21 protein-coding genes are annotated in these 22,539 nt (G+C 71.0%); 6 read left to right on the forward strand and 15 right to left on the reverse strand.

Annotated features, from left to right (window positions below; translation table 11 throughout):
* Positions 1–34 precede the first annotated feature (34 nt).
* Both ACFYPG_RS11995 and ACFYPG_RS12000 read left to right on the forward strand, forming a co-directional pair.
* Positions 35–820 (forward strand): helix-turn-helix transcriptional regulator, encoded by a 786-nt coding sequence (locus ACFYPG_RS11995; protein ID WP_355004469.1) that lies wholly within the window; start codon positions 35–37, stop codon positions 818–820.
* Positions 817–1,023: a DUF397 domain-containing protein gene (locus ACFYPG_RS12000; protein WP_355004468.1), complete on the forward strand. Its 207-nt coding sequence runs from the start codon at positions 817–819 to the stop codon at positions 1,021–1,023. The genes ACFYPG_RS11995 and ACFYPG_RS12000 overlap by 4 nt, the downstream gene beginning before the upstream one ends.
* Here the strand turns inward: ACFYPG_RS12000 and ACFYPG_RS12005 are convergent.
* The gene (locus ACFYPG_RS12005; protein ID WP_387351728.1) at positions 1,020–2,723 is read right to left on the reverse strand and encodes an ABC transporter permease; all 1,704 of its coding nucleotides are present in this window, start codon (positions 2,721–2,723) and stop codon (positions 1,020–1,022) included. The genes ACFYPG_RS12000 and ACFYPG_RS12005 overlap by 4 nt on opposite strands.
* Positions 2,708–3,472: an ABC transporter ATP-binding protein gene (locus ACFYPG_RS12010; protein WP_203119014.1), complete on the reverse strand. Its 765-nt coding sequence runs from the start codon at positions 3,470–3,472 to the stop codon at positions 2,708–2,710. The genes ACFYPG_RS12005 and ACFYPG_RS12010 overlap by 16 nt, the downstream gene beginning before the upstream one ends.
* Before the next feature lie 238 nt (positions 3,473–3,710).
* On the opposite strand from ACFYPG_RS12010, the gene ACFYPG_RS12015 reads away from it, so the two are divergent.
* Positions 3,711–4,211, forward strand: coding sequence for a SigE family RNA polymerase sigma factor (locus tag ACFYPG_RS12015; protein ID WP_355004467.1), 501 nt, complete (start codon positions 3,711–3,713; stop codon positions 4,209–4,211).
* Entirely contained in the window at positions 4,204–5,064 is an 861-nt protein-coding gene (locus ACFYPG_RS12020) for a hypothetical protein (RefSeq protein ID WP_355004466.1), read from the forward strand. The genes ACFYPG_RS12015 and ACFYPG_RS12020 overlap by 8 nt, the downstream gene beginning before the upstream one ends.
* A gap of 6 nt (positions 5,065–5,070) precedes the next feature.
* On the opposite strand, the gene ACFYPG_RS12025 is transcribed toward ACFYPG_RS12020, so the two are convergent.
* The 10 genes from ACFYPG_RS12025 to ACFYPG_RS12070 form a co-directional block, all read right to left on the reverse strand.
* Complete coding sequence (locus tag ACFYPG_RS12025; RefSeq protein ID WP_355004465.1) at positions 5,071–6,711, reverse strand: cation acetate symporter; 1,641 nt, start codon at positions 6,709–6,711, stop codon at positions 5,071–5,073.
* Entirely contained in the window at positions 6,712–7,125 is a 414-nt protein-coding gene (locus ACFYPG_RS12030) for a hypothetical protein (RefSeq protein ID WP_238669992.1), read from the reverse strand. It lies immediately after the preceding gene.
* A 44-nt stretch (positions 7,126–7,169) separates the two neighbouring features.
* Positions 7,170–8,972 carry a DUF4153 domain-containing protein gene (locus tag ACFYPG_RS12035; protein ID WP_387351731.1) on the reverse strand — a complete coding sequence of 601 codons (1,803 nt, stop codon included), beginning with the start codon at positions 8,970–8,972 and terminating at the stop codon, positions 7,170–7,172.
* Positions 8,969–10,042: an ATP-binding protein gene (locus ACFYPG_RS12040; RefSeq protein ID WP_387351733.1), complete on the reverse strand. Its 1,074-nt coding sequence runs from the start codon at positions 10,040–10,042 to the stop codon at positions 8,969–8,971. Before ACFYPG_RS12040 ends, ACFYPG_RS12035 begins: the two co-directional genes overlap by 4 nt.
* The gene (locus ACFYPG_RS12045) at positions 10,039–10,719 is read right to left on the reverse strand and encodes a response regulator transcription factor (RefSeq protein WP_124861938.1); all 681 of its coding nucleotides are present in this window, start codon (positions 10,717–10,719) and stop codon (positions 10,039–10,041) included. Before ACFYPG_RS12045 ends, ACFYPG_RS12040 begins: the two co-directional genes overlap by 4 nt.
* A 145-nt stretch (positions 10,720–10,864) precedes the next feature.
* The gene (locus ACFYPG_RS12050; protein WP_387351735.1) at positions 10,865–11,533 is read right to left on the reverse strand and encodes a DUF5701 family protein; all 669 of its coding nucleotides are present in this window, start codon (positions 11,531–11,533) and stop codon (positions 10,865–10,867) included.
* A gap of 66 nt (positions 11,534–11,599) precedes the next feature.
* A complete protein-coding gene (locus ACFYPG_RS12055; RefSeq protein ID WP_355005152.1) occupies positions 11,600–12,361 on the reverse strand; it encodes a LytTR family DNA-binding domain-containing protein in 762 nt (253 codons plus the stop codon).
* Between the two features lie 23 nt (positions 12,362–12,384).
* Complete coding sequence (locus ACFYPG_RS12060; RefSeq protein ID WP_355004462.1) at positions 12,385–13,611, reverse strand: histidine kinase; 1,227 nt, start codon at positions 13,609–13,611, stop codon at positions 12,385–12,387.
* Positions 13,612–13,650: 39 nt separating this feature from the next.
* Positions 13,651–15,222 carry a sugar transferase gene (locus ACFYPG_RS12065; RefSeq protein WP_387351872.1) on the reverse strand — a complete coding sequence of 524 codons (1,572 nt, stop codon included), beginning with the start codon at positions 15,220–15,222 and terminating at the stop codon, positions 13,651–13,653.
* Between the two features lie 265 nt (positions 15,223–15,487).
* Complete coding sequence (locus ACFYPG_RS12070; protein WP_238687553.1) at positions 15,488–16,348, reverse strand: Fpg/Nei family DNA glycosylase; 861 nt, start codon at positions 16,346–16,348, stop codon at positions 15,488–15,490.
* Positions 16,349–16,428: 80 nt separating this feature from the next.
* On the opposite strand from ACFYPG_RS12070, the gene ACFYPG_RS12075 reads away from it, so the two are divergent.
* A complete protein-coding gene (locus ACFYPG_RS12075; protein ID WP_387351737.1) occupies positions 16,429–17,703 on the forward strand; it encodes a glycosyltransferase in 1,275 nt (424 codons plus the stop codon).
* 28 nt (positions 17,704–17,731) lie between these two features.
* On the opposite strand, the gene ACFYPG_RS12080 is transcribed toward ACFYPG_RS12075, so the two are convergent.
* From ACFYPG_RS12080 to ACFYPG_RS12090, 3 genes are read right to left on the reverse strand one after another with little or no spacing between them, the layout of a single operon-like run.
* Positions 17,732–18,649, reverse strand: a complete 918-nt coding sequence (locus tag ACFYPG_RS12080) for a tetratricopeptide repeat protein (protein ID WP_387351739.1) — start codon at positions 18,647–18,649, stop codon at positions 17,732–17,734.
* Between the two features lie 28 nt (positions 18,650–18,677).
* Positions 18,678–20,936 (reverse strand): CHAT domain-containing protein, encoded by a 2,259-nt coding sequence (locus ACFYPG_RS12085; protein WP_387351741.1) that lies wholly within the window; start codon positions 20,934–20,936, stop codon positions 18,678–18,680.
* Positions 20,937–20,962: 26 nt separating this feature from the next.
* On the reverse strand, positions 20,963–21,292 hold the full coding sequence (locus tag ACFYPG_RS12090) for a hypothetical protein (protein WP_387351743.1): 330 nt from the start codon (positions 21,290–21,292) through the stop codon (positions 20,963–20,965).
* A gap of 408 nt (positions 21,293–21,700) precedes the next feature.
* Here ACFYPG_RS12090 and ACFYPG_RS12095 point away from each other — a divergent pair.
* On the forward strand, positions 21,701–22,539 hold an 839-nt coding region (locus ACFYPG_RS12095), incomplete at its 3' end, for a tetratricopeptide repeat protein (RefSeq protein WP_387351745.1).

Consider the following 22,539-nt stretch of genomic DNA (forward strand, 5'->3'; position numbering starts at 1 on the left):
GCAGCGCAGTCACGTACTTACCGGAGAGGTAAGGATGAACGTCGAAATGTGGGTACGGGCGTTGAAGGCCGCCCGCGCCGGTGCCGAGGTGTCCCAGGAGGCGTTGGCGACGCTCACCAGGTGGAGCCCATCCACTGTCGCGGCCATCGAGACCGGCCGACGCCGCCCGACGATGGAATTCGCTGTGGCGGCCGACGAGGCCCTCGCCACCGGCGGCCTCCTCGCCGAACTCCTCAAGGCTGCGGACCAGGAATATGGCCCATCCTGGTTCGTTCCCTGGCGCGGATACGAACAGCGGGCGACGCGCCTGCGTGCCTTCGAGGCGTGTCTTGTGCCAGGCCTCCTTCAGACCGAGGAGTACGCCCGCGCCGTCATCTCGGCGGGTGGGCTGCATCCGCCCGCGGTGGTTGACGAGCTTGTCGCGGTTCGTCTGGAGCGCCAACTGCTGCTGTCCCGTAGTGCGCCGCCGACGTGCGTGTTCCTGGTGGACGAGATGGGCCTCCACCGTCCGGTGGGTGGTCACGCCGTGCTCAACGCCCAACTCGGCCGACTGCTTGAGGTGGCGGACCTTCCGTCCGCCCGACTGCACGTCATTCCCCTGAGCGTCGGGGAGCATGTCGGCTTTGGAGGTGGCTTCGTGTTCGCCGATCTGCCAGACGGAGACAGAGTGCTCTACCTGGAGAATGCCGCTCGCGGACACGTCATGGACGACCCGGAGACACTCCGGTTGATTGATCGCAAATGGGATAGCCTGCTCGGCGAGGCGCTGTCCACAAGCGCCTCGATGGATCTGATCCGGAAGCTGAAGGTGACCCCATGACGATCAACGAACCCCGATGGCGCACCTCCGCTCGGTCGACTGACTCCGGCGGCAACTGCGTTGAGGTCGCGGACAACCTGCCTGGTGTCGTGCTGGTCCGGGACAGCAAGGATCGCTCCGGCCCGGTCCTCACCTTCGCTCCGGCCGCCTGGCGTGGGTTTCTCGCCGACGCTGGCCAGAGGGCTGGCCGCCGCGTCGGTTAACGGCGCGGGGTGACAGTGGCCAGCAGTTCCGGCTGGCGGCGGTCCAGCACGTCGCCGGCCAGGTACGCGCCCAGCAGCGCCGCGCCCAGCCCGTACGCCGCGCCGACCGGCAGGGCCAGCCAGAGCCACGCGTCACCGAGCAGCGCGGCGGCCACCACCATCGGCACCGCGGCGACCGCCGAGGCGAGCATGCTCAGCAGGGTGAGCAGCCCCTTCGTGAGGCCCGCTCCGCTGTTCATCGCGAACGGGTTGCTGGTCTCCGGCAGTGAGTACGCCCCGAGCACCGAGACCAGGCTGTTCACCGCCAGCCCGACGCCGTAGGTGGCGACCAGGCTGCCGAAGGTGAGCCCGATCCACCCGGGTCGACTGAGCAGCACCGACAGCACCACCGACACGAACGCCAGCATCGGCAGCACGTACAGCGAGAAGGCCGTCATCCTCGCCCGCAGCTCGACCCGGCCGGGCACGCCGGCCACCACGTTCGCGGCGTACGCGCTGCCGTCGAAACCGAACTGGTTGGCCAGGGTGGCGGCGGCCAGCACACCCACGAGAACCATGGAAATGGTGACCACGACCGGTGAGCTGTCGTTGGCAGCCGCCGTCAACCCCCCGCTGTCCATGGCAGCGAAGTCGCCGCCGGTGACGTTGACGAAGACGGGCACGAAGATGCCGACCACCGCGATCGAGATCAGGTTGGCGCGGCGGCGCGCGTCCCGCCACCAGTAACGGGCCTCCCGGGCGACCAGGGCACCGAACCGGTCCCGGCGGGCCCAGCCAGCGGCCCGGGGGAACAGTTGGGCGACCGCGCCACCCGCGACCCCGCGTCGAACCGGTGCCTTACCGCCGCTCGCCGCGCCCACCATCGCCGACTCGAGCGACCGGGACCACCAGGCCAGCAGGCCACCGAGCGCCACCACAGTGATCAGCAACTTGACCGGTGCCGCCCAGACCCGCCCCTGGGCCACGTCGATGCCGAGCGTCCACGGAGCGCCCAACGGCGTCCAACCGATCACGGTCGCCACACCGCTCAACCGGCTCCAGTCCGCCTCCCGTAGCGCGGCGAGGCCGATGACCTGGAGAGGGCCGAGCAGCGCCGCCGTCACCGCCAGCAGCACGGCTGCCAGGTCGCGAACCCGTCGGGACCGCAGCATGGTGGCGAACGCGCTGGTCACCGCACGGCTCGCCGCAACACAGAGCAGCAGCCCGGCGAGCACACCCACGGCAGCGACCAACCCCGCCGACCAGCCACCCAACGACCAGGCGGTCAGCACCAGCCCGGACGTCGCGAGGAGCACCGCAAGCACCGGCACGCTGACCAGAGCCGCCGCGAACAAGCCGGTCACCAACGTGCGCCGGGGCAGTGGCAGCAGCGCGAACCGGGCTGGATCGAGTGTCTCGTCCACGCCGAAGAAGACAAGTGGCAGGAGCAGCCAACCGAGCACCAGCAGCCCGCCGCCGGCCGCCGCGACCAGCACCGCGTACCGACCGTTGCCGGCCAGGCCCGGCGCGGCGAAGAGGAAGAACCCGCTGGCCGCGAACCAGAGCCCGAGCAACGCGCCGCCGATGAACAGGGCGATCCGCCAGCCCTGCCCCCGGAAGTTGTTGCCCATCACCCGCAGCTTGAGCCGTACGAAGTGTCGAGCGGAGACCGACCGTAGCGGCGCGGCGGGGGTGGCGTCCGCGCTCACTGGGAGAGCCACGACAGCTCCTCGCCGGTAGCGGTGCGCCCGCCGACCACCTCGACGAAGACCTGCTCCAACGAGCGACCGCCGCGGACCTCGTCGATGGTCCCGACCCGCTTGATGACGCCCTGGGCGAGGATCGCCACGTGCGAGCACAGCCGCTCGACGACCTCCATGACGTGACTGGAGAACACCACGGTGCCGCCACCGGCCGCGTACCGGGTGAGGATGTCCCGGATCAGCGCCGCGGACACCGGGTCGACAGCCTCGAACGGCTCGTCCAACACGAGCACCCGAGGACCGTGCAGCAGCGCGCAGGCCAGCCCGATCTTCTTCTTCATGCCCGCCGAGTAGTCCACCACAAGCGTGCGACCGGCGTCGCCGAGCGCCAGCACGTCCAGCAGCTCGGCGGCCCGCTGGTCGACCACCGCCGGGTCCATCCCCCGCAACAGACCGTTGTACGCCAGAAGCTCCGCCCCGGTCAGCCGGTCGAACAACCGGACCCCGTCGGGCATCACGCCGAGCAGCCGCTTGGCGGTGACCGGGTCCTGCCAGACGTCGTGCCCGAGCACCCAGGCAGAGCCGGCGTCCGGTCGCAACAGCCCGACAGCCATCGACAGCGTGGTCGTCTTGCCGGCACCGTTCGGGCCGAGCAGGCCGTAGAAGGAGCCGGCGGGGACGTCCAGGTCGACGCCGGCCACCGCGATCGTGCCGTCGAACCGCTTGGCCAGGCCACGCAGTGCGAGCGCGGGGTGCTCAACAGTCATGCGCCGACGTTATCCGCCGATCACCAGTTCCGCCCTCCGGCAACAGGCGGACCCACGATCATCCCCGAGGCGGACGAGCCCCTCAAAGCCCCTGGTACGGGTGCTGACGACCGTTGTCCCGCTCCCACGCGGCCACCGCCCGGGTTCGATCAACCCTCCCACTCACCTCGCGGCACCTCATGCAACCGGACACCGGGCTGGCGGGTGACAGAGGCAGGATCGACACGGGGGAGAGGCAGTGGACAGAGACGACGGCTTCGAAGAGTTCTACCGAGCCAGCAGGCACCGGGTCGTCACCGTGCTGTACGCGCTCGGTGGCGACATCCATGAGGCGCAGGACGCCGCACAGGAGGCGTACGTGCGGGCCTGGCAGCGCTGGCGGAGCATCAGCGAGTACGACGATCCGGAGGCTTGGGTGCACCTCGTGGGACACCGCCTTCTTCAAAACCGCTGGCGGAAGATCCGCAACGGGATCACCGCCCAGCGGCGGAATGGTTCGGTGACCGCGGTCGGGCCACCATCGGAGAACACCGTCGCGGTGGTCGCCGCGTTACGCCAGTTACCGAAGGACCAACGCGAGGCGATCGTCCTGCACCACCTCGCGGATCTCCCGGTCGCGGACATCGCGACGCGGACCGCTGTTCCGGTCGGAACGGTCAAGGCCCGGCTCGCCCGAGGGCGCAAGGCTCTCGCATCTCTGCTCGGCACCACCCTCCCTGAGGAGGTCAGCAATGCCTGATCAGCCCTTCGCGCACCTGTTCCAGGACACCGAGCACCTGAGCTGGGCCGCTACCGAGCAGGTGCGGGAGCGCGGCCGGCGGCGGACCCGTCAGACGAGGTTTGTGGCGGGGCTCGCCGCGGTGGTGGCGATGGCTCTGGTGGCCACCGGGGCGGTGGCACTGGCCGGTAACCGGGAGGGGGCGCCGCCGCCGGTGCTGCCGGCGACCGGATCGCCCACCCCGACACCCACGCCATCCGCCCCCCCGACCCCATCTCCGTTTCCGACGACCTCGCCCCGCAACACCCCCGGCGCACCACCGTCGAGCCCGTCGACGACCACTGGTCAACCGACGAAGGGCCCCACCAGCCCGGCCATTCCTGCGCAGGCGCTCCTGCGTGCGTCGGACCTGCCGTCCGGTTACCGGGTGGGCGGAAGTGACCTGCTGGATGGTGAATGGTCGTTCGGTTATATCGTCAGCATCGCCTGCGCGGCCACGCCGGACCGGTCGCCGCAGGAGCGCGCCGAGCGCACCGCGGGGTTCAGCAAGCCCGGCGCGTCGTCGGTCATCGAGCGGGTGGGGCGATACTCCCTTGAAGGCGCGAAGGCCACGATGACCTTCTGGGCGTGGACGGTGACGCAGTGCGAGCCGGAGGACGAGCGGTATTCGCTGTCGACTGTCGACTCCGGATTCGCCGGGGACGGTTCGCTCCTGATCAGATCCGACGGCCCGAGCTTGGTCGATTACACGCTCTTCGTCCGACAGGGCGATCTGGTCGCAGAGATCCGGCTGGGCAACTCGACCGAATCGGAGGCCCGACGGGTGGCAAAACGGGCAGCCGACCGGTTGTGTGCCGGCACCGATGCCTGCTGACCGCATCTACATGCGGAGGGCTTCCGGGGTGTGCAGGCGGAGCATGGTGGCGGCGACGTCGGCCGGGGCTCGGCGGCGGGTCGCCATCGACACGGCGACCATCACGGTGAAGGCCAGTGGCACCGTCCAGGCGGCCGGCTGCGCGATGAGCGTGGCCGGCCAGCCGGACAGCGGTGGGCCGAGCACTGTGACCAGCACCGCGCCGATCGCCGCGCCGCCGCCGGCCACCACGCCGGCGGTGGCGCCCACGTCGGTCAGCCCGCGCCACCAGATGCCGAGCACCAACAGCGGGCAGAAGCTCGACGCGGCGACCGCGAAGGCCAGCCCGACGACCTGTGAGACGTCCAGCCCGGAAACGTGCAGCGCCAGCACCGCTGGCACACCACCGGCGATGACGGTGGCCAGCCGGAACCCGCGTACCGATCCCCGACCGAGCACGTCCGTCGAGATCACCCCGGCGACGCTGGTCAGCAGGCCGGACGAGGTGGAGAGGAATGCCGCGAAGGCGCCTGCGGCGACCAGCGCGGCGAGCAGCCGCCCGGCCAGGCCGTCACCCAGGGCGGCTTCGGGTAGCAGCACCACCACCGCGTCGGTCTGGCCGCTGAGCAGCAACTGCGGGGTGTAGATCCGGCCGAGGACCCCGTAGAGAGTAGGCAGCAGGTAGAACGCGCCGACCAACGCCAGCACGACCAGGGTGGTCCGACGGGCCGCCGCGCCGTCCGGATTGGTGTAGAAGCGCACCAGCACGTGCGGCAGGCCCATGGTGCCCAGGAAGGTGGCCAGGATCAGCGAGTACGTGGCGAACAGGCCCCGGTCGTCGTCACCGGCGGCGCTGGGCAGCAACCAGTCGTTGGCATCGGTGGCCACCCCGGAGACGTTCGGCACCGGATCACCGGCGGCGAAGGTCAACTCGTCGCCGGGGCGTACCTCCCGGATGTCACCGTTGGGCAGGGTGAGGGCCGCGCGGTGCTCGACCACGACGGTGGTCGCGGTCCGGAACGTCGGCCCGTCGGGCGGGGTCACCGCCGGGCGGCCGTCGGCCTGCCACTGCAGGGCCAGAAAGATCACCGGTACGGCGAGAGCGGTCAGCTTGAGCCAGTACTGGAACGCCTGCACGAAGGTGATCGCGCGCATGCCGCCCAGCGCCACGTTCGCGGTGACCACGGCCGCCACCAGCAGGGCTCCGAGAGGGTACGGGGAGCCGGCCACCGTGGCCAGGGTCAGCCCGGCGCCCTGGAGCTGCGGCACCAGGTACAGCCAACCGATGAAGATCACGAAGGCGGTGGCCAGGATGCGGAGTCGACGCGAGCCCAGCCGCAACTCGCAGAAGTCGGGCAGGGTGAACGCCCCGGAGCGCCGCAACGGCGCGGCCACGAAGAGCAGCAGGGCAAGGTACCCGGCGGCGAACCCGACCGGGTACCAGAGCACGTCCACGCCGTACTTGAGGACCAGCCCCGCGATGCCGAGGAAGCTCGCCGCCGACAGGTACTCCCCACCGATGGCGGCGGCGTTCCAGGTCGGACTGATCGCCCTGGACGCCACCAGGAAGTCGGACGTGGTCCGGGCCAACCGCAGCCCGTAGAAGCCGATCCCGACGGTGACCAGGGTGACCGCGACGATGGCCGGCACCACGAAGTCGTTGCCCACTCAGCGCTCCGGCCGTTGCACCAGGTCGGTGAAGTCCTGCTCGTTGCGCTCGGCCAGCCGCACGTACGCCCAGCCCACGGCGATCAGGAACGGAAAGGAGACCACCCCGAGCAGCAGCCACGGCAGGTTGACGCCGGCGACGGTGGTCCGGCCGAGCGAGGGCGCGATCGCGAACAGCCAGGGCAGCCCGCCCAGCCCGATGGCCACCACCAGGGACAGCCGCAGCGCCAGCGCGAGCTGGGCCCGGACCAGGCCGCGGACCAGCGCCTCGCCGACCTGGGTCTGCTGGGCCAGCTCGGCGCGGGTTCGCTCGGCGCGGGTGTCCTGCCTGGTGATTTCGGCCAGCACGATCCGGGACCGCCGGGGCGGCGGCACCGCACCGCTCGACCCCACGTCGGGGAGTTGCTTGGCCACCCCGGCAGTCTCGCCCGCCGTACGCGATTGTCAAGCGCTCACACTCACCAGCGTCCCAGTTCGAGGCAGTAGGTCAGCGTGCGGCTCAGCGGAATCGTGTCGAGTTCCGCTCGGGCCCGCAGCCGGCCGAGGTTCGTCGCCCAGAGGCCGTCCCGGGGCTGCTCGGCGGCGATCTGCGTCAGTGCGCAGATGCGCATCGGATCGGGCAGTCGGGCCAACGCGGGTACCGCATCGGCGGACAACCCGGACACGTACCCGACGTCCAACCGGCCGGTCTCCAGGTACCTGTCGACGTTCCGGTCGGCGATCAACCGGTCGGGATTGACGAGCGCCAACCCGAGCAGCGCCAGCACCGCCGTGCCGATCACCAACCGAGGCAGCCACTCGGCCCGCAGCCGCACCACGGCGACCCCGACCAAGAGGAAGAGCAGCCCGAGCCACAGCTCCATGGTCGCCACGACGAGCCGCAGCCGGGTCGCCCCGTACGCGTCGGCGTAGACCTGCATCCGGTAGAGCGCCGAGGCGACGATCACCAGACTGAGCGCGGTGAGCGTGCCGAGCAGTACGCGGACCAGCAGCCGGTCCGCGCGGGTGGCCTGCGACGCCCGGCGGGCGGCGACCGCGATCACCAGCAGGGTGAGCGCGGTGACGGCGAGCAGTTGCCAGAACCCGCCACGGGCGTACTCGGCGTAGGTGAGCCCGGCCGTACGCAGCACGTGCCCCGCCCCGCCGAACAACACTGTCAGCTGGACCAGCACGAACGCGGCGAACAGGGCGTCGAGCAACACCAGCGGGAGGGTCCACTCCAGTCGGTGGACCGGTCGTGACGGCCTCGGCCGCAGGCCCTCCAGGTCGGGTGGGCGGCTGATCAGGTACGCGCCGCCGAGCAAACCACCGCCGATCACCACCAGGCGGAACGTCCAGCCGATCACGCCGGGTAGCGAGATGTCGGGCAGCAGACCGGTGACCAGTTCGGCGAAGACCGCGTCGGCGGAGGAGAAGAGCAGCCCGAACAGCGTCAGCAGGACGGCGGAGACGGCCACGCTGGTGAGGATTCGTCCGAAGCCGACCCCGGACCCTGCCGGGCGGGTGTCGCGTACTCCGCGTACCGCCCACGGGAGCGCCCGTACCGTCGCGGCGGGCGGCAGCGTCACGGCGACCAGCATGCCGAGCGGGCTTCGCCCACCGGTCACCGCGAGAGCCCCGGTCACCGCCGCCGCAAGCAGGCAGAGGGCGAAGAGCCAGCCGGCGGCCCGGACCGTGCCGACGGCGACCAACGCGACCGTCGCGGCGGCCCAGAGGGCCTGTACCGCCCGCCCCGGTGCCCCCGTGGCACCGGGACGGGCGGTGGCCGCCTGGACGGTCGGCTCGGGCGCGGCGGCCGGATCCGCCTGGACGGTCGGCTCGGGCGCGGCGGCCGGATCCGCCTGGACAGTCCGCTCCGGCGCGGCGGTCGGTCCCTGCGGTACCGCCGCGCCGGTCGGCGTGATGGCGCTCCCCGCCGGGGACGGCCTCCCGGAACGGACGACGCTGGCGGTGCCGAGGGCAGCGGTGACGGCCAGCGCGGCCACCAGCCAGCCGAGGCCGGGACGAACCATCGTCAGGATCGACGCCCCAATGACCGCCGCAGCCGCCAGCGCCCCCAGCACCAGCGGACGGGCAGGTCCGGACGGCCCCGGCCAGCGGCGCTGGATCAGCGACGGGGGCCTGGGCGGGGCGGGTGCGACAGGCCACGCCTGAGGTCGGACGGCGACCGGAGTGGCAGCCGGGCCGGGGCCGACGACCGGGGAGACCTGCGGTCCGGTCGGCCCGGTGGCCGGGAGAGGGGTGCTGCCGGGGCTGGTCATGCTGCCTCTTCTCGGTATGTCCCGTCGCACGGGATGGTGACCTGGATGCGGCAGCCGGGCCGGCCACCCCGGTCTGGTCCGGCGGGATCGAGGACACCGATCCGACCGCCGTGCAGTTCGACGACCCACCGGGCGATGGCCAGGCCGAGCCCGGTCCCGCCGCCGGCCGACCGGTCGCCGCGGGTGAAGCGCTCGAACACCCGGGAACGCTCAGCCGGCGGAATGCCCTGGCCCTCGTCGCTCACCTCGAAGCGGAGCTGGTCGCCGTGTTCCTCGGCGCACACCCGTACCGTGCCGCCGGGTGGGCTGTGTCGGGCCGCGTTGTCGAGGAGGTTCGCGAAGACCTGGTGCAGCCGCCACGGGTCCGCGTGGACCGTCAGCGGTGTCGGCAGGTCCCGGAGCTCGAAGCGCACGTCCAGACCGGCACCGGACGCGCTGGCGGTGGCGTGCTCCACCGCCTCGTCGAGGAAGTCCCACACGTCGATGCGTACTCGCCGCAGCGGCACCACCCCGGCGTCGAGTCGGGACAGGTCGAGCAGGTCGGCGACGAGGTGCCCGAGCCGTTGGGTCTGGGCCAACGCCGAACGCAGCGCGGCCGGTTCGGGGTCGGCGACCCCGTCCACCATGTTCTCCAGCACGCCCTGCAACGCGGTGATCGGCGTACGCAGCTCGTGCGAGACGTTCGCGATCAGCTCGCGTCGGCGCTGGTCGGCGGCGTGCAGGTCCTCGGCCATCTTGTTGAACGCCTGGGCCAGCTCGCCCACCTCGTCGCGGGAGGTCGCGCGCACCCGACGTGTGTAGTCGCCGCGGGCCATCGCCCCGGCGGCCGCCGTCATCTCGCGCAGCGGCGACGTCATCCCGTGGGCGAGCACCTGCGAGGTCACCAGCGCGATGCAGATGCTGGTGACCGCCGTGCCGGGCGGGAGCCAACCGATGCCGTACCAGAAGTAACCGATGGCCACGGCCCAGGACGCGACCAGCAGGACGCCGAGCTTCATCTTGATCGAGCGGACGGGATCCAGTGGACGCGGTAGCACCCGTTCCAGCCAGTCGAACGCGCGGCCGATCACGCGGGCATCTCCAGGGCGTACCCGACGCCGTGGACGGTCCGGATCAGGTCGGCGCCGAGCTTGCGGCGCAGAGCCTTGATGTGGCTGTCCACGGTGCGGGTGCCGCTCCCGTCGACCCATCCCCAGACGTCGGCGAGCAGCCGTTCCCGGGGGAGCACCGTGCGGGGTCGTCCCGCGAGGTGGACCAGCAGGTCGAACTCGGTAGGGGTGAGGTGCACGTCCGCCCCGGCCCGGCGGACCCGTCGCTCGGCCTGGTTGATTTCGATGTCGCCGAGGCGGATGGCCGGCGGCGCGGGAGTGGCGGCGGCCCGCTCCATCCGACGCAGCAGGACATGCACCCGGGCGGTGAGTTCCCGCATGGAGAACGGCTTGGTGAGGTAGTCGTCCGCGCCGACCGCCAGCCCCACGAGCAGGTCGGTCTCGTCGTCCCGGGCGGTGAGCATCAGCACCGGCACCGGCCGGTCGGCCTGGATCCGGCGGCACACTTCCAGTCCGTCGAAGCCCGGCAGCATCACGTCGAGGACGACGAGATCCGGCTGTCCGGCGTGGAACTGCGCGACCGCGCTGGGCCCGTCCGCCGCGATCTCCACGGTGAATCCCTCGGCCCGCAGTCGGGCGGCGATGGACTCGGCGATGGTCCGTTCGTCCTCGACCACCAGTACCCGGCGTTCGTTCATGGGTCCTGACTGTAGGGAGCGGCCGTGGAGATCAGTGGTTTGCGTTGTGAATAACCTGTGGAGAACCGCGCGCGGCTGTGGATAACTCGGGGATCATGCCGGCTGGCGTGCGGGAACTCCAGAGCATCCCCGAGGACGACCAGGCCTACGAGATCTTCAACGGGATGCGCTCCGGTCGGGCCGAGGCGGAGCCGAGCCAGGTGTGCGGGTTGCCGTACCAGCACCAACCCAGCTTGGGTGCGCCCTGGCTGATCCACAGCGCCGGCACCCGCTTGTCGCCGCAGCGGGAGCCGACCAGCGAGAAGCACCGGTTGCTCGCCAATGCGGCCGGGTGCAGCGTGATGAAGGCGAGCCCCTCGTCGATGCTCAGCGGCAACCGGCCCTGAGCGGTGATCCCCTCCATGGCCGTGGCCGGGGCCAGATTGCGGAACTCCTCGCCCCGGTCGACGTCGAAGAGCAGGTACGCCGGACCGGCCGGCACCTCCAGCTCCTTGATCGGGTCGAAGCGGGGCAGGTCGTCCTCGGCGTAGTTCCGGTCGATGACGCCGGGCTTGCGCTTGCCGGCCAGTGTGGTGAGCTCCAGCCGTTCCGGCACACCGATCAGGTCCCGGGTGATGACCAGCAGGAACGGCACCCGGGCGTCGGTGGGGGCGGGCAGCCCGGCGGCCCCCTCGACCGCAGCGGCACGCAGTGGCGCGACCAGGTCGCGGAAGGCGCTCTCGGTCAGCCCGGCGAGGGCGGGGTAAGCGAGCTGCACCAGTCGGTCGAGTTGGTTGTCGAACTCGGATGCGGCGTCGAACGGGGTCTCGGTCACGGCAGGCCTCCCGGAAGTCGTACGGACTAGCGTACAACGTACGGTAGGGCTGCTTCCATTCCCGGCTCAGCGACTCCAGTCCTGCTTCGCGGCCCTGACCAGCTTGTCCTTCAGCTCCCGGGTGTGCCGCCGGCTCACCGGGAGCTCGGTCGAGTCGATCACCACCACGTAGCCGGAGTTGACCAACCGCAACTCCGCGATCAACTTCAACTGCACCAGGTACGACCGGTGCACCCGGACGAAGCCGGCATCGGCCCAGCGTTCCGCGAGCGTGGCCAGCGAAACCCGCACCAGGTGCGACCCCTCGGCGGTGTGCAACCGGGCGTAGTCGCCCTGCGCCTCCACCCAGCGCACCGCCGAGCGGGGCAGCATCCGGGTGGTGCCGGCCAGCTCGATGGGGATGGTCGGGTCCTCCTCCGCGCGGGCCAGCGCCGCCGGGTGCGACGGCACCACCCGTGAGCCGATCACCCGGCGCAGTGACTCGGCCAGCCGATCGGCGCGCACCGGTTTCCGCACGTAGTCGGTGGCGCCCAGATCGAAGGCGTCCACCGCGCCGTCGTCGTACGCGGTGACGAACACGATCGCCGGTGGCCGGGCGAACCGGCGCAGCACCCGGGCCAGCTCCATCCCGTCCAGGCCGGGCATCCGGATGTCCAGGAAGACCACGTCCACGTCGCCGTCGCGCAGTAACCGCAGCGCCTCGGTGGCATCCCCGGCCGTGTGCAGGCGGGCCACCCGGGGGTCGGCCCGCAGGTGGTACGCCAACTCGTCGAGCGCGGGCGGCTCGTCGTCCACCGCGAGGACGCGCAGGAAACCGGTCGCGTTCACCGCCCCCGTCCCGGTCCGCTCGCTCACGACCCTGCCCGTACGCCCGGGTGGAACTTCGGCACCCGCATGCTCACCTTCGTGCCCGAGCCCAACCCGGTCTCCACGACCAGGCCGAACCGGTCCCCGAAGACCGAGCGCAACCGCTCGTCGACGTTGGAGAGGCCGACGTGCTGGCCCGTGTCCTCACCGGGGTCGCCGGTGCCGTGGGCCAGCTCGGCGATGCCGGCGGTCAGCGTGGTCGGATCCATTCCCACTCCGTCGTCCTCCACCGTGATGTGGCATTCGGCTCCCGCGTCCCGGGCCTCGATGCTCACCATGCCCGTGCCCGGCTTGCGGGACAACCCGTGGCGAACCGCGTTCTCCACCAGCGGCTGGAGGCAGAGGAACGGCAGCGTCACCGGCAGCACCTCCGGGGCGATCTGCAACCGCACCTGCAACCGGTCGCCAAACCGGGCCCGCTCGATGGTCAGGTAGCGGTCGATCGACCGCAGCTCCTCGGCCAGCGTGGTGAACTCCCCGTGCGCACGGAACGAGTACCTGGTGAACTCCGCGAACTCCAGGATCAACTCCCGGGCCCGCTCCGGGTCGGTGCGGACGAACGAGCCGATGGCGGTCAGCGCGTTGTAGATGAAGTGCGGGCTGATCTGCGCCCGCAACGCCCGGATCTCGGCGCGGGCCAGCCGCTCCCGCGACGAGTCCAGCTCAGCCAGGGCCAGCTGGTTGCCGGCCCAGTGCGCCGTCTCCAGGGTGGCCTGCACCAACCCCGGAGGCGGCGGGCTGTCGGCTACCGCCACCAGAGCGCCCACCACCCGGCCGTCGGCCCCCAGCAACGGCGCGACCACCGCCCCGCGGACCGGGCAGTCGACCCGGTCGCAGTGCAGTTCCTGCTCACCCAGCACCGTCGAGCGGCCGCTGCCCACAGTCCGCTGCGCCGCCGCGAGCAGTTGCTCCCCGTGGTGCGTGCCGCGCCCGTCGAGGGCGAGCAGCCGGTCAGCGTCGGCGAGCGCCAGCCCGACCGCGCCCACCAGCGCCCGCAGATGCCGTACGGCCTTCGCCGCGCCCGCCTCGCTCAACCCCGCCCGCAGCGGCTCGGCGGCCAGGCCGGCGGTGTGCAGCACCTCGTAGGTGGCCCGCTGGGTGGCGGTGGCGATGCCACGGCGGGCCCGCAGCCGCAGTACCGCCAGCAGAGCCGCGGTCAGCGCGGTGACGAGTGAGACGACGCCTACCACGGCGGAGAGGTTGGCAGCCACGCAGCGATCCTCGCCCCTGCGAGCCCGCGCGCCAACCCTCTAGTACGCGCCCTTTCGGGCGAGCACCACTCCGACGGTGCGCCACAGGATGCTCAGGTCGTACGCGAGCGACCAGTTGTCGACGTAGTAGAGGTCCAGTCGGACCGACTCGTCCCAGGACAGGTCGGAGCGGCCGGAGACCTGCCACAGCCCGGTCATGCCGGGGCGGACCAGCAGTCGGCGCCGTACGTCACCCAGGAAGTCACCGTCGTCGGCCGGCAGCGGGCGGGGCCCGACCAGCGACATCTCGCCCCACAGCACGTTGATCAGCTGCGGCAGCTCGTCCAGCGACGTGGCCCGCAGGAAGCGACCGACCGGGAAGACCCGAGGGTCCTCCTTCATCTTGAACAGCATGCCGTCGGTCTCGTTCCGATCGACCAGGCTGGCCAGCCGGTCCTCGGCGTTGACGTACATGGTCCGGAACTTCCACACCCGGAACGTGCGCCCCTCGTGCCCCACCCGGGGCTGGCGGAAGAAGACCGGCCCGGGGTCGGAGATCCGGATCGCCACGGCGATGGCCAGGAAGAGCGGGATCAGCAGCAGCAGGCCGAGGCCGGCGGCGACCCGGTCCATCAGGTTCTTGGCCAGCAGCGCCGGCCCAGAGAGGGTCGGCTCCTCGACGTGCAGCAGCGGCAGACCCTCGATCGGCCGGATGTGCACCCGGGGGCCGGCGATGTCGGTGAGCTGCGGGGCGACCACCAGGTCGACACCGGAGCCCTCCAACTGCCAGGCCAGCCGGCGCAACTCGCCCGGCTCGGCGCTGGCCGACCCGCAGACGGCGATGGTGTCCCCACCGACCTCACGGACCAGGGCCAGGACGTCGCGTCCGGCGTACACCGGAACCGGGGTCGGCATGCCTCTGGCCGCCGCGTACCCGTCGGTGATGTGGATGGCGACGGGCATCAGCCCGGCGGCCGGGCTGCGGGTGACCGCCGCGTAGACCTCCAGGCATTCGGGCAGGGTGCCGACCAGCACCATCCGGTGGGCGGCCTGGCCGGCCCGCCGCCGGATGTAGTGCAGCGCCCAGCGGGCCACGAAACGGCCCCAGAGGATCAACAGCAGCGCCCCGAGCAGGGCCGTGCCGACCGTCCAACGGGACAACTCGGTCTTGGTGGCGAAGGCGAGGAACGAGACACTCGCCGCGACCGTCACCGCGGCCCGGATGACCCGCTTGAACTCGTCCGGGCCGAGCCCCAGATAACGCCGGTCGTAGGCCCGGTTGCTCCAGAGGATGATCACCCAGCCGAGCGGGAGCAGCAGGTAGGAGATGGTGTGGAACCAGGTCGGGTCCTGCTTGGTGCCGGAGAACCCGGAGGCGGCCTGGTCGAAGAGCTGGATCGCGATCCAGCTGGCGAACGCCGCCGCGCCGAAGTCGAGCAGCAGCAGGATCGCGATGTAGGGGCGGTGCCAGCGGGAAACCCGGCGTCGCGACCTCGTCCACGCCGACCGGGGTACGCCGTTGTGGGACGGCGGCGTCGGCGGCTGAATCTCGAAGCTGTCGACGTGCCGCACGAGTCTGCTCCGGCCTTCGTTGGTTACCGGGCGCTGGAGGCTTGCCGTCACCTCACCCATGTCCTCCCGCATGACACGGGCTGCTCACTCGCAGTGAGGGCCCGGGTCGCCCACCGTTCCAGTCTCCCACGCGGGCTCCGACCGGTCGCCGCCCCGAAGGAGATTGGCGACCGCCGGTGCCGGTGCGATCTGGCCGGCTCCGCACCATTTCAGAAGCCGGGGACCGGGGCCACTATACCGATGGATACGCGCGTGGCGAGAGCGGCGGACCGGAGGTTCCGCTCAGCGCGGGCGATTCCGCTGCGTAGTCGCCGAGTGGAATTACTCACCGTACGAGTCGGGACAACCGTCGGTCAGCGAGCGGTTTTCCGCCGGTTTGGCAGGTCGGGCAGTACTGGAGGCTGGAGTCGGCGAACGACACCTCGCGCACGGTGTCCCCGCAGACCGGGCAGGGCAGCCCGGTGCGGGCGTGCACCTTCAGCCCGGAGCGCTTCTCGCCCTTCAGTTCCGCGGCCCGCTGACCGAGGGACCGCTCTACCGCGTCGCCGAGAACCTGTCGGGTGGCTGCGTGCAGGGTGGCGATCTGGGCGTCGGTGAGCCGATCGGTGATCGCGAACGGGGACAGCTTCGCGGCGTGCAGAATCTCGTCGGAGTACGCGTTACCCACCCCGGACAGCACCGACTGGTCGGTCAGCACCCCCTTGACCTGCCCCCGCCTGCTCCGCAGCCGCTCGGCGAAGAGGGGCAGATCCGCGGCGAGCGCGTCCGGGCCCAGCTTGGCCACCCCGGGAACCGTTGCGAGGTCGGTGACCAGATACGCGGCCAGCTTCTTCTGGGTGCCGGCCTCGGTGAGGTCGAAGCCGGAACCGTCGTCCAGGCGTACCCGCACCGCGATCGGGCCCTTGCCCGGACGGAGCGGCGTGGTGGCGGGGAACGCCTCCCGGTAGTGCAGCCAGCCCGCTCGCGCCAAATGCACCACCAGGTGCAGGCCGCCCTCGAACAGGACGTCGAGGAACTTTCCGTGCCGACTGGCGTCGACCACCGCCCGGCCGGCGACCTCGGTGGGTGCCGGCTCGTACGTCTTCAGGGCGCTGATCGCGGCGATCTCCAGCCGATCGACGCGCCGCCCCACCGCGCGCTGACGCAGGTAACCCGCGAGCGCCTCAACCTCCGGTAGTTCGGGCACGACACAACGGTAGCCTTCTTTCCCGTGAGCGTGAGGAATGAGCTTGCGAGTCCCGCAATCGCGAACGAGAGGCAAGCTCCGTGAGAATCGTGGTGGCACACAACCGGTACCGGGAAGCCCAGCCCTCCGGTGAGAACACGATCGTCGACTCGGAGATCGCCCAGCTCACCGCCGCCGGCGTCGAGGTGCTGCCCTTCATCCGCAGTTCGGACGAGATCCCGTCGATGTCGAAGTCGGCGAAGGCCCTGCTGCCGATCTCGCCGATCTGGGCGCCCCGCGCCCAACACGACCTGAGCCGCCTGCTCACCGAGCACCGACCGGACGTTCTGCACCTGCACAACCCGTACCCCCTGATCTCGCCCTGGGTGGTGCGAACCGCCCACCGGCACGGCGTGCCGGTGGTCCAGACGGTGCACAACTACCGGCAGGTCTGCTCGTCGGGGATCTACTTCCGCGACGGCGTGATCTGCCAGGACTGCAAGGGTCGGGCGTTGGGTGTGCCCGCGATCAAGCACCGCTGCTACCGCGACTCGGCGGTGCAGAGCGCGCTGATGGCGACCACCCTGGCCGTGCACCGGGGCACCTGGCGCTCGGTGGATCGGTACATCGCGCTCACCTCGGCCATCGCCGATCACCTCCGCGACTACGGCATTCCGGACGAACGCATCGTCGTGAAGCCGAACTCCGTACCCGACCCGGGTCGGCCGGCGCCGCTGGGCGACGGGTTCCTCTACATGGCCCGACTCTCTCCGGAGAAGGGCGTCGACCTGCTGCTGGACGCCTGGCGCCGGCACCCGGTGGGTTCGCTGGGCACGCTGCGGGTGGCCGGTGACGGCGAGCTGCGCCCGCTCGTGGAAGCCGCCGCCGCCGAGCGACCCGACGTGGTCTACCTCGGTCAGCTCGACCGGGCCGGCGTGCAGGCCGCGGTCGAGGCGAGCGCTGTGGTGATCGCCGCCGCGATGTGGCACGACGTGCTGCCCACCGTGATCATTGAGGCGTTGGCGAACGGCCGACCCGTGCTCGGGACGGCGTTGGGCGGTATTCCGTACCTGGTCGGTGCCGACGCCCCGCACGAGCCCGCCGGCACCGGGCCCGCCAAGATCGCCTCCGCGGTCGCCGGCCATTCCCCGCCGCCGGCAGGTCCGTCGGCGGTGCCGGCCGGCCTGGTCGCCGGCACCGCCGGCTGGGTGGTCCCGCCGGAAGCGGTCGCGCTGGCCGCCGCGCTCCCGGTCGCGCGGGCCGGTGCCGCCGCGCTCTCCGCACCGGCCCGGCTGCGGTACGAGCAGACGTTCCACCCCGACGTGGTCATCAAGCGACACCTGGACATCTACGCGAGCCTGGCCCGCCCTCATTGAATCCGGACCTGCCGAGATCATTCACCGCTCAGGTGTTAGGTAGGGAGCGTTGTCGGCGGAGTTGTTCGAGGACGGCGGTGTCGGCTTCGAGGTCGGGGTGGTCGGCCTGCCGGTCGAGGTCGACCACGTGTTCGAGTTCCCGGATCGCCTGGTCGAGGTCACCGCCCTCCAGGTGGGCCATCGCGATGTTGTACCGGGTGACGGCTTCGCCGGCCCGGTCGCCGACCTCCCGCGTAATGGGGAGGGCCTGGTGGTAGTGGTCGAGGGCCCGCTGCCGATCCCCTAACCCGTGATACGCGTGGCCGATGTTGTTGAGGGTGGTGGCTTCGCCGGCTCGGTCACCGACCTCCCGCCGGATAGGCAGGGCCCGGTGGTACTGGTCCAGGGCCCGCTGCCGATCCCCCCATCCGTCGTGCACGCTGCCAATGTTGGTGAGGGTGGTGGCTTCGCCGGCTCGGTCGCCGACTTCCCGTCGGATGGGCAGGGCCCGGTGGTAGTGGTCGAGAGCCCGCTGCCGATCCCCCAAGGCGTTGTGCACGCTGCCGATGTTGTTGAGGGTGACGGCTTCGCCGCCTCGGTCGCCGACCTCCCGTCGGATGGGCAGGGCGCGGTGGTAGTGGTCCAGGGCCCGCTGCCGATCCCCCAACCTGTCGTAGACGCTGCCGATGTTGTTCAGGGTGGCGGCTTCGTTGCCCCGGTCGCCGGCCTGCTGGTACATGGTCAGGGCCTGCTGAAAGTCCTCCAGTGCCGGCCGGGGTCGACCGGTCGACGACCGCGCCCAGCCACGTTGGTAGAAGGCGCGGGCATCCGGGCCGAGGGTCAGGGTCGCGGTGGCCACGGCCTCGACCGCCGCGAACCGCGAGGTAGACAGCCACACCCGACACACCCGGGCACCGGCATCGCGGGCGATCACCGGCTGCTGACCGGCGACGGCAAGCCGATGCACCTCGACCCATCGGGCGAGGTTCCTCGGGTCAGCGGCCATCGGAAGCGGCGGGGTTGAGGACCCAGAGTTGGTAGAGGGACTGGGCGGCGGCGGCGCATGCCTCGATGTACTCGTCGTCGGTGATCAGGGGGCGAACGAGGGGGTGCAGGACGTTGGAGACGTAGTAGCGGGGCTGGTGGGTCTCGGGGTCGATGCCCTCTTCGAGCAGGCCGAGTTGGACGGCCCGCTGGATGTGCCGATCGGCGTCGGCGTGTTGGTGCATTGCGTGGACGGTGGCGGCGGGTACGGGTAGTTCGACGACGTTGATCCTGGCGAGCATGCGACGGAGTTCGAGGGGCTGGGAGTCGAGCAGGTTGTCGGCCAGCACCGTCTCGCGGCGGAACCTGTCGGTCTCGTTCTCGATGGCGGTGAGCAGGCCATCGATGTCGAGGGCGGGATCGTTGACGATCCGGTTGAGCCAGTCGAGCAGGCGGGGATTGCCCGCTGCGGCCTCGATCGCCCGGTCCCGGATGGCCGGGTCGATGGTGGATTCGGGGCGCAGGTTGACCAGGTTGGCGATCTTCTTGGTCTGCTCGACGGGGCTGAGGGTCTCCAGAGCCTCGACGGCGACGGTGGTGCCGGCCGGGGTGGGGAAGCGGTAGCGGCTGGTGATGATCACACGGCTCGGGCTGCCGGTGTCGCGGATTGCCGCGAGTAGGGCGGGCAGGATCTCGGCCATCGCCGGGGCGAGCACGCGGCTTCCGTCGTCGCGGGTGTCGAGGTTGCCGCTCTCGAAGTCGTCGAACACGAACAGGCAGGGTGTCCCACCAAGGAGCCCGTCGACGTCGAGCAGGTGCCGCAGCCGGGTCGGGAGCGGAACCTGCTCGTTGTCGAGAATTTTGCCGGCCTCTTCGGCCTGCTCGACGCTGTCGAAGCGGATCTTGGTGGTCAGTTCGCGGAACTTGATGGCGTCGACCTGGCCGTACCAGACGACATGCTGGTGGATGGGCATGCGTTCCAGGAGCCGGGAGGCGAGGCTGCTCTTGCCGAGCCCACCCATGCCGGCCAGCAGCAGGCCCTGTGCCGCGCCGGGGGTGTCTGCGGGTTGCCGGAGGGCGCGCAGACAGCGCTGGATGATCCGCCGTCGGCCTACGAACTCGGCGCGGGACGCGACCCGGGACAGTTGGGTCTGCGGGTCCAGGAACTGCTGGTCGGCGGCGCGCACCTGCGACTGTCTGCGGCCCCGGTTGTGCAGCGGCGTGACCAGGGGCGTCAGCGGAGACCGGTCGGCGTAGACCCGGAGCAGATGCCAGCAGTTGCTCTTCTTGTCGTGGAACAGGTGACGGCGAGCCTCGATGACGGCCTGGTTCAACGACCCGCCGTCGGCCAGCGCCTGGTAGAGAGCTGCGGCGAAATCGGTGGCGGAGACGTCTCCCACCGGTAGCGCCCAGCCCAGCACCGCAGGGGCGCCAGCGTCGACCAGACTCTCGCTCATCGAGGGGAAAACCCCACCACCGGGGGCGTCAGCGGTCAGGCAGCCGGAGACGAACACCAGTCGCGGCCAGTGTCCCTGCATCGCCTGGGCGATCTGGTCGGCTGTCGCCGTGGCTCGCCCGCCGAACTCACCCTCCACCACGAAGACCGGCTCCCCGCCGTCGGTGGTGGCGTGCCCGCTCAGATGCAGCACATCGAAGTGGTCGGGCCCGTAGGCGCGGCTCAGGAACCGGAGCCCGTCCAGGGTGCCGCTCTCCTCGACCACCAGGTCGGTGCCGGTCCGTCGGGTCGCGGCCAGGATCGCCGCCTCCTCGGCCTCGAAGTTGAGCACCGGCTCGACGCCTTCGGGCGAGGCTGCCATGAACAACACCCGCAACGGCCTGTTGTTCGGCGTGACCGGGCTGGTCAGTGCCGCGTGGGTGCCAACCGCACGAACCGGCAACAGCGGTGCCCGCCCTGCCACGGTCAGGAACGTGCCCTCCCGGGCGAGCAGTTCCCAAGGCAGGTGCCGCAACCGCTCCTCGGCGGCGATCCGCAACACCGCCCCGGCAGGATGGGCCAGGATCGGGGTCAGCCACCGCTGATCGCCGTCGAGGAACTCCGCCAGCCTCGTCCCCAGCTGAGCTAGCCGGACCGCGCCGTACACCCGCTGTGCGTGGGCGTCACTGCTGTAGTCACGCTCTACCAGCGTGATCAGCTCATCGACCGCCGCCCTGTCCAGGTTGCGGGTCTGGGGCGCCGCGCCGTCGAAGGACAGCCGCAGCTCGTAGTAGTTCGAGGTCTGCGCGAAGACCTCCAGTTCGAAGGTGCCCATCTGCCCATCCCGTCGTGGCGGTCAGTTCAGTGCGGCTCGGTGCCTTCCTGCCGCATGGCGATCTCCAGCCGAGCCTGGCTGCCCTCGGCCAGCTCGATCCGGGTGCCGTCCGGCAGCAGCACGGTCACCGCAGCACCTTCCCGGCGGCGGGCGCTCCACCACTCGGCGATCGTCCTGGCCACCTCGACCCCGGAGAACACCAGCCCGATGACCGCGATCACCATCTCGGCCGACCGCTGCACCTGCACTGGCGACACGCTGTCGTCCGGCCCCATCGCCCCGATCAGCGCGGCCCGCAACTCCGCCGCCCAGCGCGCGGCCTGCGCCCCGGACACCTCCACTGTGGCGTTTCCCATCACCCGCACCCTCCCCTGATGCGCCTGTTCAAGCCGGCCCAGGACCGCGGATCCCTGGCCCGGGCCAGGCGATCAACGGGTGGACCTTGGCGGCCACTGTACGTTTATTCGCGTCCTGGAACCGCTCGGTAAACCCGGCTGACGGGTTTCCGACTCGCCGACCAAGTCTTGGCCATCGTGGAAAGAACAATGACGCCACGGTCCGGTCCCTGGACGCGCCGAACAGGCAACCGGGAGCAGCGCGAAGAGCGAGGTGGATTCGGCATGGAGGATCGAGAACCATCACCATTGCGCCCCGTCCCTAACGCTGCGGCGACCGCCGTCGCCCGACATGTGGAGGTGCATCGGCTTGCTGTCGCCGGTCAGCAGCCGGTGATCGCCCGGCATATCGGTGACAGGGTGTGCCGGGTGTGGTTGCGCACCTCGCGGTTCGCGGCGGTCGAGGCCGTGGCCACCGCGACCCTGACCCTCGGCCCTGATGCCCGCGCCTTCTACCAACGTGGCTGGGCGCGGTCGTCGACCGGTCGGCCCCGGCCGGCACTGGAGGACTTTCAGCAGGCCCTCACCATGTTCCAGCAGGCCGACGACCGGGGCAACGAAGCCGCCACCCTGAACAACATCGGCAGCGTGTACGACGGGTTAGGGGATCGGCAGCGGGCCTTGGACCACTACCACCAGGCCCTGCCAATCGAGCGGGAAGTCGGTGACCGGGCCGGCGAAGCCACCACCTTGACCAACATCGGCCACGTGTACGACAGGCTGGGGGATCGGCAGCGGGCCTTGGACCACTACCACCAGGCCCTGCCCATTCGGCGGCAGGTTGGTGACCGGGCCGGTGAAGCCGCCACCCTGACCAACATCGGCGGGGTGTACGACGGGTTGGGGGAGCGGCAGCGGGCCCTGGACCACTTCCACGAGGCCTTGCCGATCCGGCGGGAAGTTGGTGACCGGGCCGGTGAGGCCACCACGCTCAACAACATCGGCGGGGTGTACATCGGGTTGGGGGAGCGGCAGCGGGCCCTGGACCACTTCCACGAGGCCTTGCCGATCCGGCGGGAAGTTGGTGACCGGGCCGGTGAAGCCACCACGCTCAACAACATCGGCGGCGTGTACAACGCCTTGGGGGAGCGGCAGCGGGCTCTCGACTACTACCACGAGGCCTTGCCGATCCGGCGGGAAGTTGGTGACCGGGCCGGTGAAGCCACCACGCTCAACAACATCGGCGGCGTGTACAACGCCTTGGGGGA

It is taken from the genome of Micromonospora sp. NPDC005553 (assembly GCF_042871765.1).
Classification (GTDB): Bacteria; Actinomycetota; Actinomycetes; order Mycobacteriales; family Micromonosporaceae; genus Micromonospora.

Bases quoted from the DNA above. Each gene is read 5' to 3' on its own strand.
- ACFYPG_RS12035 (WP_387351731.1), bottom strand. From the start codon at position 8,972: ATGACCAGCCCCGGCAGCACCCCTCTCCCGGCCACCGGGCCGACCGGA.
- ACFYPG_RS12045 (WP_124861938.1), bottom strand. From the start codon at position 10,719: ATGAACGAACGCCGGGTACTGGTGGTCGAGGACGAACGGACCATCGCC.
- ACFYPG_RS12085 (WP_387351741.1), bottom strand. From the start codon at position 20,936: ATGGGCACCTTCGAACTGGAGGTCTTCGCGCAGACCTCGAACTACTAC.
- ACFYPG_RS12090 (WP_387351743.1), bottom strand. From the start codon at position 21,292: ATGGGAAACGCCACAGTGGAGGTGTCCGGGGCGCAGGCCGCGCGCTGG.
- ACFYPG_RS12065 (WP_387351872.1), bottom strand. From the start codon at position 15,222: ATGGGTGAGGTGACGGCAAGCCTCCAGCGCCCGGTAACCAACGAAGGC.
- ACFYPG_RS12020 (WP_355004466.1), top strand. From the start codon at position 4,204: ATGCCTGATCAGCCCTTCGCGCACCTGTTCCAGGACACCGAGCACCTG.
- ACFYPG_RS12000 (WP_355004468.1), top strand. From the start codon at position 817: ATGACGATCAACGAACCCCGATGGCGCACCTCCGCTCGGTCGACTGAC.
- ACFYPG_RS12010 (WP_203119014.1), bottom strand. From the start codon at position 3,472: ATGACTGTTGAGCACCCCGCGCTCGCACTGCGTGGCCTGGCCAAGCGG.
- ACFYPG_RS11995 (WP_355004469.1), top strand. From the start codon at position 35: ATGAACGTCGAAATGTGGGTACGGGCGTTGAAGGCCGCCCGCGCCGGT.